General features: G+C 65.2%; 1 pseudogene. It reads right to left on the bottom strand.

The features are described from left to right. Positions 1 to 488: 488 nt before the first annotated feature. Positions 489 to 1,513, bottom strand: a pseudogene (locus ACFYP3_RS37785) (IS256 family transposase); the annotation flags it as partial.

Here is a 1,513-nt window from a genome sequence, read left to right as displayed (position 1 = left end):
CTTGTCGAAGGCCTTCTTCCCGGCCGGGGTGACGGCGGTGGCGTGGTGTTCGCCCTTGCCGACGTCCAGGCCGAGGAAGACACCGATGTCACTGACGTCGATCACGCGCTTCCTCCTGTCGTCCCATCGCCCGGCCGTCCCACGGCACCGATCGCCACATCCACATTACGAAGAGCCTCCCGACCTTCGAAGAAGCCGGTGGTCATGCCCCTAATCAGCGGTCTGTCGATGCCTCCGGAGCCGGTGACACCACCCCCCAAGACATGCGATCGACAGGGGGAGAAAGTCATGCCAACTCCGGAGGCCGGGCGCCCCATTGCGGGGCTACCAAGAAGGTAATGGGGAGATCGGCGCGTTTCCCGTCCCGCGAGAGCACGCGGTCCCTTTATCGGACAGCGCAAGGATGCTTACCCTTCCACCATCCCCCCGTCACCAATAGTGGGCCCCTCTCAGCGGGGCCTTTCCAGCAAATGGTTTGGGTTCTGAGGTCAGATTCGGTTGTCGGCGAAGCGTCTGTCGAAGGTGATGTTGAAGGCTTGGAGGGCTCGCTTCCAGTGGGTGGTCCAGCGTTTGCGGTCGGGGCCGGTCGGGTCCAAAGACATCACCGCGAGGCAGCCGCCCTTCCAAGCCGTGTTCTCAGAGGGGAAGTGGCCGCGGGCACGGACGGCTCGGCGGATCCTCGCGTTGACGGACTCGATCGAGTGGGTGGTGCAGAGGATCCGCCGGATCTCCGCATCGAACTGAAGGAACGGGACAAACTCGGCCCACGCGCTCTCCCACAACCGCACGATAGCCGGATACCTCTGTCCCCATTCCTCGCAGAACTCGACGAACCGGGGTGGTGGCCGCGTCCTCGGTCGGCGCGGTATAGACCGGCTTCAACGCTTTCGTGATCTTGTCTCAGTCGTGCCGCCCCGCATGGCGGAACGACGCCCCCAACAGGCGAACAAAGCAGGTCTGGACGCCAGCCCGAGGCCGGAACCTCACCGACCGCGTCGGGCAAGACCTTCAGCCCGCCACAGACCAGCATGGAGGCGTCCTCGCCGCGGTTCTTCCGCTCGGTCAGGACCCGGAGCCAGTGCTTGGAACCTTCCCCTCCCTCGCCGCCGGCCCACAGGACGAGGATGTCGCGGTGGCCCTCGGCCGTGACCGCCAACGCCATATAGATGGGGCGGTTGGCGACCTGGCCATCGTGGATCTTCACCTTGATGCAGTCGATAAAGGCCACTGGATAGACCGAATCGAGCGGGCGGGCCTGCCCTGCGGCCATGCCCTCCCTCACCGAATCGATGACCGTGATCGTCTGCTGGGAGACGTCCGCTCCCTAGACCTCGGCCAGGTGGGCCGAGATCTCGCCGTGTGTGTAGCCCTTCGCGGAGAGCGACAGGACCGTCTCATCGATGCTGGTCAGTCGGCGCTGCGGGGAGGGGTTTTGGTGGTGAAGGACTGGTCGGAGGGAGCTGGCGAGGCTGGGGACGATCAGTGCGGCCGGGTCCGTGCCGGGAACCATGAC

Source organism: Streptomyces sp. NPDC005533 (assembly GCF_042871845.1).
Taxonomy (GTDB): Bacteria; Actinomycetota; Actinomycetes; order Streptomycetales; family Streptomycetaceae; genus Streptomyces.
This window is presented reverse-complemented; position numbering and strand designations above follow the sequence as displayed.